Below are 7,111 nucleotides of genomic sequence, written 5' to 3' on the forward strand. Positions count from 1 at the left end.
AGACGAGGTGTTGATATGCAGCAACGAAAATCTTTAGCGATTTCTATTTCGTATCGGTTAGATTTTTTTAAGCAGTACAAATTTCTTTCACAACATAAACCTCAGCATATTTTGTTAGAAAGTGGGCGTGGGGGACGTTACAGTATTGTTGGTCTTGATCCTGTAGCGGTGATTCAAGGAAAGAATGAAACATTGCATATAAGGGAAAGTGGAAAGGAAACAATAAAAAAGGGGAACCCTTTACACTTGATGCAGCGGTATATGGAGCAATGGAAAACGGATCATAATCCGGAATACCCTCCGTTTCAAGGTGGTGCGATCGGTTACTTTAGCTATGATTGTATCCGGTATATTGAGAAGATTCCTTCTCTTGCAGAAGATGATGTGGATGTACCTGATATATTCTTTTTATTATTTGATGATGTGTTTGTGTATGATCATAAAGAACAAATGCTATGGATTATTACGCATTATATAGATGAACGAGAAGAAGCAGAGCAACGTTTAGATGAATGGAAGAATCTTTGGTTACAAGAAGCGCCGGAAGTAACGGTGCTGTTTGAGTGTCCTGAAAAGATGAACGAAGCAGTTTCTTTTACAGAAGAGGGCTTTATGGGAGCTGTTCGGTGTATTCAACAATATATTGGAGCTGGAGATGTGTTTCAAGTGAATTTGTCGACAAGACAAGAAAAAACACTGCAAACGCACCCGCTTGAGATTTATACGAAGCTTCGTGACATTAACCCATCACCATATATGGGATATTTAGAACTTGGAGATTTTCAAATTGTCAGTGGCTCACCTGAATTGTTAATTAAAAAGCAAGGGAATGAAGTGAGTACTCGTCCGATTGCTGGTACGCGTTCTCGTGGGAAAAATGAACAAGAAGATGAAAGTTTGGCAAAAGATTTAATTGAAAATGAAAAAGAACGTGCAGAACACGTTATGCTTGTCGATTTAGAACGGAATGATTTAGGGCGTGTTTGTAAGTATGGGACCGTGGAAGTTGATGAATTTATGGTCATTGAAAAATACTCACATGTTATGCATATTGTCTCTAACGTTCGCGGTGAAGTGGAACAAGATAAAGATGCTTTTGATTTAGTGAAGGCCGTATTTCCAGGCGGGACGATTACCGGTGCACCGAAAATTCGTACCATGGAAATTATAGAAGAATTAGAACCTGTTCGCCGAGGGATTTATACGGGTTCAATTGGATGGATTGGGTATTCAGGAGATATGGAACTGAATATTGTCATCCGTACACTTCTTGCTAAAGGTGGACAAGCATATGTGCAAGCTGGAGCAGGAATTGTGATTGATTCGAATCCAAAAAATGAATATGAAGAGTCATTAAAGAAAGCGATCGCCCTGTGGCGTGCAAAAGAAAGCAGCGAAGAAACGGTTAGGTGAGAGAAATGATATTGATGATTGATAATTATGATTCCTTTACGTTTAATTTAGTACAGTTTCTTGGGGAGCTTGGACAAGAGCTTGTTGTCAAACGCAATGATGAAATTACAATTTCGGATATTGAACAGATGAAACCGGATTTCTTAATGATTTCGCCTGGACCGTGTAGTCCGAATGAGGCTGGTGTGAGTATGGATGTCATCCGTCATTTTGCAGGGAAAATTCCGATTTTCGGTGTGTGCCTAGGGCATCAATCGATCGCACAAGTATTTGGAGGAGATGTTGTTCGTGCAGAACGCTTAATGCACGGCAAAACGTCACTAATGCACCATGATGGAAAAACAATTTTTGCCGATATTCCGAATCCCTTTACGGCTACGAGATATCATTCTCTTATCGTAAAAAAAGAAACATTACCAGAATGTTTAGAAGTAACATCTTGGACAGAAGAAGGAGAGATTATGGCGCTTCGTCATAAATCATTGCCGATTGAAGGAGTACAATTCCATCCTGAGTCTATTATGACTTCTCATGGGAAGGAATTACTACAGAACTTCATTCGCAGTTATAGTCCGAGTGTAGCATCATGTTAATTTATGTGAACGGTTCATTTGTAGAAGCGAGTGAGGCGAAAATTTCTCCGTATGATCATGGATACTTATATGGACTAGGTGTATTTGAAACGTTTCGCATTTACAAAGGACATCCCTTTTTATTAGATGATCATTATGAGCGTTTAATGGCCGCCCTTTCTACACTGCATATTCAATGGGAGATGACAAGAGATGATGTGCTTCATATCTTGCAAGAATTGCTTGTCAGAAATGAATTAGATCATGCGTATATCCGCTTTAATGTGTCTGCAGGTGCGGGGGAAATAGGTTTACAAACAGAAATGTATGAAAATCCTTCTGTTATAGTATTTATAAAATCATTACCATCTCCAGGTGTGAGTGTAGAGAAAGAAGGCGTTATTTTACAGCAAACACGAAATACACCAGAAGGAGCGTTTCGTTTAAAATCCCATCATTATTTAAATAACATTTTAGGCAAACGTGAAATTGGAAATACAACGAGTAAAGAAGGGATTTTCTTTACTGAGGCAGGATATGTAGCGGAGGGTATTGTTTCCAATCTTTTCTTTGTGAAAGATAGAGTATTGTATACACCGTCACTCGAAACAGGGATTTTAAATGGAATCATTCGTGCTTTTATCATAATGGCTGCTGGAACGTTAAATATACAAATAGAAGAGGGATTCTTTACAAAAGAGGAGTTACTTTCGGCAGATGAGGTGTTTGTCACAAATTCTATTCAAGAAATCGTGCCACTTCGTTGTATGGAAGGGGTAAACTTCCCTGGTAAGGATGGCGAAATGACAAAGCGTCTTATGCGGATATATGAAATGCATAGAGAAAGTCTTTGGAGCCGAAATGAATTACTAAGAGGAGATGTGTAACATGAAGTGGAATTATGACCTACGCTGCGGCGAATATACATTAAACTTAAATGAAAAAACATTGATTATGGGTATTTTAAATGTTACACCGGATTCTTTCTCAGATGGTGGGCATTATGATGAAATTGAATCAGCTGTGCAACATGCAAAAGAAATGGTGCGTGCAGGTGCTGATATAATTGATATTGGCGGAGAATCGACTCGTCCTGGTTTTGCAAAAGTATCAGTGGAACAGGAATTAGGACGTGTAATTCCGATGATTCAAGCCGTTTCAAGAGAAGTGAAATTACCGATTTCTATCGATACGTATAAAGCGGAAGTTGCAAGGCAAGCAATTGAAGCTGGAGCCCATGTTATTAATGATGTTTGGGGAGCGAAAGCAGAACCGAAAATTGCAGAAGTAGCAGCGCATTATAATGTGCCAATCATTTTAATGCATAACCGTGATAATACAAATTATCGCAACCTCATGGCGGATATGATTGCGGATTTATATGAGAGTGTTAAAATTGCAAAAGGTGCGGGTGTACGTGATGAAAATATTATCTTAGACCCAGGTATCGGTTTTGCGAAGACGCCCGAACAAAATTTAGAAGCGATCCGTAATTTAGAAAAACTAAATGTATTGGGCTATCCAGTTCTTCTTGCAACTTCGAGAAAATCATTTATCGGTCATGTTTTAGATTTACCGGTAGAAGAACGTGTAGAGGGTACAGGCGCATCGATATGTCTTGGTATTGAAAAGGGCTGCGAAATGGTCCGTGTCCACGATGTGAAAGAAATGGCACGTATGGCAAAGATGATGGATGCGATGATTGGCAAGGGGGAAAAGTGATTGGATAAAATTTATATCCATGATATGGAGTTTTACGGTTATCATGGTGTATTTCCAGAAGAGAATAAATTAGGACAACGTTTTAAAGTAGATTTAACAGTTGAATTGGATTTGAAGCAAGCGGGGAAAAGTGACAACCTAGAGTATTCGGTAAACTATGGAGAGCTCTTTGAGGTTTGTAGACAAATTGTAGAGGGGCAAACATACAAGCTTGTAGAAAGTATTGCAGAAAATATTGCGGCGCAGATTTTACAGCAGTATGAAAGCATTTTGCGTTGTACAGTAAAGGTTGTTAAACCGGATCCACCAATACCAGGACATTACCGTGCTGTAGCAGTAGAAATTATGAGAGAACGCTCATGAGTAATATTGTTTACGTTGCGTTGGGATCAAATATTGGTGACCGTTATAAATATTTATTACAAGCGATTGAACTGTTAAATAAAAATCCTTATATTCATGTGGAAGATATATCCTCTGTATATGAAACGGACCCGGTTGGATATACAGAGCAAGATTGTTTTTTAAATATAGTTATAAAAATTTCTACCAATTTGTTACCGCAAGAATTATTGAAAATAACGCAAAAGATTGAGGTTGATCTAGGAAGAAAAAGGGAAATTAGATGGGGACCCAGGATCATTGACCTTGACATTTTGCTCTATAATCAAGAAAATATTGAAGCAGAGAATCTTATTGTTCCGCATCCGCGGATGTTCGAAAGAGCTTTTGTTATCGTTCCGTTGTTAGAAATTAATCAAGAAGTAAAACAAAACATTTCACGTTCACAAGTAGAAGAAATGAAAAGGCGAGAGGGAGTAACGGTATGGAAGCAGAAAAATGGGGAAGACGCATTCGTGCTTTTCGGAAGCTGAAAGGTTATACGCAAGAAGGTTTTGCGAAAGAATTAGGGGTATCTGTATCTGTTTTGGGTGAAGTTGAAAGAGGGAATCGAGCTCCTTCTCAAGATTTTGTAGTGGAAGTTGCTAAAACATTAAATGTTTCAATAGACGAATTAATGCCAAAGTGAGGATAAAGAAGGGAGGCAGCCGAGTGTTAAAGATTGCAAATATTGAAATGAAAAATCCAGTCGTACTAGCACCGATGGCGGGAGTGTGTAACTCTGCGTTCCGTTTAACAGTAAAAGAATTTGGTGCAGGTTTAGTATGTGCTGAAATGGTAAGTGATAAGGCGATTTTATTTAATAACCAAAAAACATTAGATATGTTATATATCGATGAAAGAGAGAAACCGTTAAGTTTACAAATTTTTGGTGGTGAAAAAGAAACGCTTGTCGGAGCGGCAAAATATGTAGATAAAAATACAACAGCGGATATTATTGATATTAATATGGGGTGTCCAGTTCCGAAAATCACAAAATGTGATGCGGGTGCAAAGTGGCTTTTAGATCCGAATAAAGTATATGAGATGGTGGCAGCGGTTGTAGACGCGGTTGAAAAGCCAGTTACAGTTAAGATGCGTATAGGTTGGGATGAAGATCATATTTTCGCAATTGAAAATGCTAGAGCTGTTGAACGTGCTGGCGGTCAAGCGGTAGCGGTTCATGGTCGTACACGTGTTCAAATGTATGAAGGGAAAGCAGATTGGGATATTATTAAGCAAGTAAAACAATCTGTAAATATTCCTGTTATCGGAAACGGTGATGTAGAAACGCCTCAAGATGCGAAACGTATGCTTGATGAAGTTGGTGTGGATGGCGTTATGATTGGCCGAGCAGCTCTTGGTAATCCGTGGATGATTTATCGTACGGTAAAATATTTAGAAACAGGAGAATTAATGCCGGATCCAACAGTGCGTGAGAAAATGGATGTATGTATGCTGCACTTAGATCGTCTTATTGATTTGAAGAATGAGGATATTGCGGTGAGAGAGATGAGAAAGCATGCAGCTTGGTATTTAAAAGGTGTCCGTGGTAATGCGAGAGTGCGTAATGAGATTAATGGTTGTAATACGCGTGCTGATCTTGCTTCTTTATTAAATTCATTTGTAGAAGAAGTGGAAGCAAAACAAAAAACAATTCATGTTGGATAAGGGGCGAGAGTAGGAGTGTGTTTGACATTCCTTCTCTCACTACCTATAATTACGTGAAAGAAAGAAGAGCTGCCAGTGTATTGCTGGCAGTTTTTCTAGTTGACTAGAAAATGATATACTGTATATATTGTAAAAATTAATAGAGCTGGAGTGATATCAATACCATGGATAACATGAACCACGAAGAATTAAATGACCAATTGCTCGTTCGTCGCGAAAAGTTACATAACTTACGTGAACAAGGGATCGATCCATTTGGTAAACGTTTTGAACGTACAAATTCAACAACAGAATTAGTAAGCTTGTACGGAGAATTTTCTAAAGAAGAATTAGAAGAGAAAGAAATCCCTGTTTCTATTGCTGGTCGTATTATGACAAAGCGTGGTAAAGGGAAGGCGGGTTTCGCACATATTCAAGACTTGCATGGACAAGTTCAAATTTATGTTCGTAAAGATGCTGTTGGAGATGACCAGTATGAACTATTTACTACAGCTGACTTAGGTGACCTAATAGGGATTGAAGGGAAAGTGTTCAAAACGAAAGTAGGAGAGCTTTCAGTAAAAGCGACAAGCTTTACGTTATTAACAAAATCTCTTCGTCCACTTCCAGATAAATATCATGGATTAAAAGATGTTGAACAACGTTACCGTCAACGTTACTTAGATTTAATTACAAGTATGGAAAGCCGCGAGACATTCGTTACTCGTAGTAAAATTATTCGTGAAATGAGAAGATACTTAGATGATAACGGCTATCTTGAAGTAGAAACACCAATGATGCATGCAATTGCTGGTGGGGCATCTGCTCGTCCGTTTATCACGCACCATAATGCGTTAGATATGGAACTTTATATGCGTATTGCGATTGAGTTACATTTAAAACGCCTTATTGTGGGTGGTTTAGAGAAAGTATATGAAATCGGCCGCGTATTCCGTAATGAAGGTGTATCGACACGCCATAACCCAGAGTTTACAATGATTGAATTATATGAAGCGTATGCTGACTATAAAGATATTATGAAACTAACAGAAAATATGGTTGCTCATATTGCGAAAAAGGTATTAGGTACAACAACAATCCAATATGGTGAACAAGAAATTAATTTAGAACCGGAATGGACGCGTCTTCACATGGTAGATGCAATTAAGCAATATTCTGGAGCTGACTTCTGGAACCCAATGAGTGTAGAAGAAGCACGCGCGTTAGCGAAAGAGCATGGTGTGGAGATTAAAGATACAATGGAAGTTGGTCATATTATTAATGAATTCTTCGAACAGAAAGTAGAAGAAAACTTAATTCAACCTACATTTATCTATGGTCACCCAGTGGAAATTTCTCCTCTTGCGAAAAAG

The 7,111-nt window shown here is 38.4% G+C and carries 9 protein-coding genes (1 of these 9 running past the window's edge); all 9 read left to right on the plus strand.

The genetic code is table 11. The annotated features are described in order from the left end of the window. Window positions 1–15 precede the first annotated feature (15 nt). Complete coding sequence (gene trpE / locus QUF99_RS03740; RefSeq protein WP_289368705.1) at window positions 16–1,413, plus strand: anthranilate synthase component I; 1,398 nt, start codon at window positions 16–18, stop codon at window positions 1,411–1,413. A 5-nt stretch (window positions 1,414–1,418) separates the two neighbouring features. Then, window positions 1,419–2,006: an aminodeoxychorismate/anthranilate synthase component II gene (pabA, locus tag QUF99_RS03745; RefSeq protein WP_289368706.1), complete on the plus strand. Its 588-nt coding sequence runs from the start codon at window positions 1,419–1,421 to the stop codon at window positions 2,004–2,006. Further along, complete coding sequence (pabC, locus tag QUF99_RS03750) at window positions 2,000–2,872, plus strand: aminodeoxychorismate lyase (RefSeq protein WP_289368707.1); 873 nt, start codon at window positions 2,000–2,002, stop codon at window positions 2,870–2,872. Before pabA ends, pabC begins: the two co-directional genes overlap by 7 nt. Before the next feature lies 1 nt (window position 2,873). After that, the gene (folP, locus tag QUF99_RS03755; protein WP_353958382.1) at window positions 2,874–3,707 is read left to right on the plus strand and encodes a dihydropteroate synthase; all 834 of its coding nucleotides are present in this window, start codon (window positions 2,874–2,876) and stop codon (window positions 3,705–3,707) included. Then, window positions 3,708–4,070 (plus strand): dihydroneopterin aldolase, encoded by a 363-nt coding sequence (gene folB / locus QUF99_RS03760; protein WP_289368709.1) that lies wholly within the window; start codon window positions 3,708–3,710, stop codon window positions 4,068–4,070. Continuing rightward, the gene (gene folK, locus QUF99_RS03765) at window positions 4,067–4,582 is read left to right on the plus strand and encodes a 2-amino-4-hydroxy-6-hydroxymethyldihydropteridine diphosphokinase (protein WP_289368710.1); all 516 of its coding nucleotides are present in this window, start codon (window positions 4,067–4,069) and stop codon (window positions 4,580–4,582) included. Before folB ends, folK begins: the two co-directional genes overlap by 4 nt. Continuing rightward, window positions 4,534–4,737 carry a helix-turn-helix domain-containing protein gene (locus tag QUF99_RS03770; protein WP_286123076.1) on the plus strand — a complete coding sequence of 68 codons (204 nt, stop codon included), beginning with the start codon at window positions 4,534–4,536 and terminating at the stop codon, window positions 4,735–4,737. The genes folK and QUF99_RS03770 overlap by 49 nt, the downstream gene beginning before the upstream one ends. Window positions 4,738–4,760: 23 nt before the next feature. Then, complete coding sequence (dusB, locus tag QUF99_RS03775) at window positions 4,761–5,759, plus strand: tRNA dihydrouridine synthase DusB (RefSeq protein ID WP_289368711.1); 999 nt, start codon at window positions 4,761–4,763, stop codon at window positions 5,757–5,759. A 164-nt stretch (window positions 5,760–5,923) separates the two neighbouring features. Next, on the plus strand, window positions 5,924–7,111 hold the 5' portion of the coding sequence (gene lysS / locus QUF99_RS03780) for a lysine--tRNA ligase (RefSeq protein ID WP_289368712.1). Its footprint extends 312 nt past the window's final position; 1,188 of the gene's 1,500 nt are visible here — the first part of the coding sequence; the start codon lies at window positions 5,924–5,926; its stop codon lies beyond the right edge, outside the window.

The sequence above is a fragment of the Bacillus sp. DX4.1 genome, from assembly GCF_030348195.1.
Taxonomy (GTDB): domain Bacteria; phylum Bacillota; class Bacilli; order Bacillales; family Bacillaceae_G; genus Bacillus_A.

What these genes read in the sequence shown, in the direction of transcription:
- trpE (WP_289368705.1), top strand. Translation starts at nt 16, where the DNA reads ATGCAGCAACGAAAATCTTTAGCGATTTCTATTTCGTATCGGTTAGAT.
- pabA (WP_289368706.1), top strand. Translation starts at nt 1,419, where the DNA reads ATGATATTGATGATTGATAATTATGATTCCTTTACGTTTAATTTAGTA.
- folK (WP_289368710.1), top strand. Translation starts at nt 4,067, where the DNA reads ATGAGTAATATTGTTTACGTTGCGTTGGGATCAAATATTGGTGACCGT.
- folP (WP_353958382.1), top strand. Translation starts at nt 2,874, where the DNA reads ATGAAGTGGAATTATGACCTACGCTGCGGCGAATATACATTAAACTTA.
- QUF99_RS03770 (WP_286123076.1), top strand. Translation starts at nt 4,534, where the DNA reads ATGGAAGCAGAAAAATGGGGAAGACGCATTCGTGCTTTTCGGAAGCTG.
- pabC (WP_289368707.1), top strand. Translation starts at nt 2,000, where the DNA reads ATGTTAATTTATGTGAACGGTTCATTTGTAGAAGCGAGTGAGGCGAAA.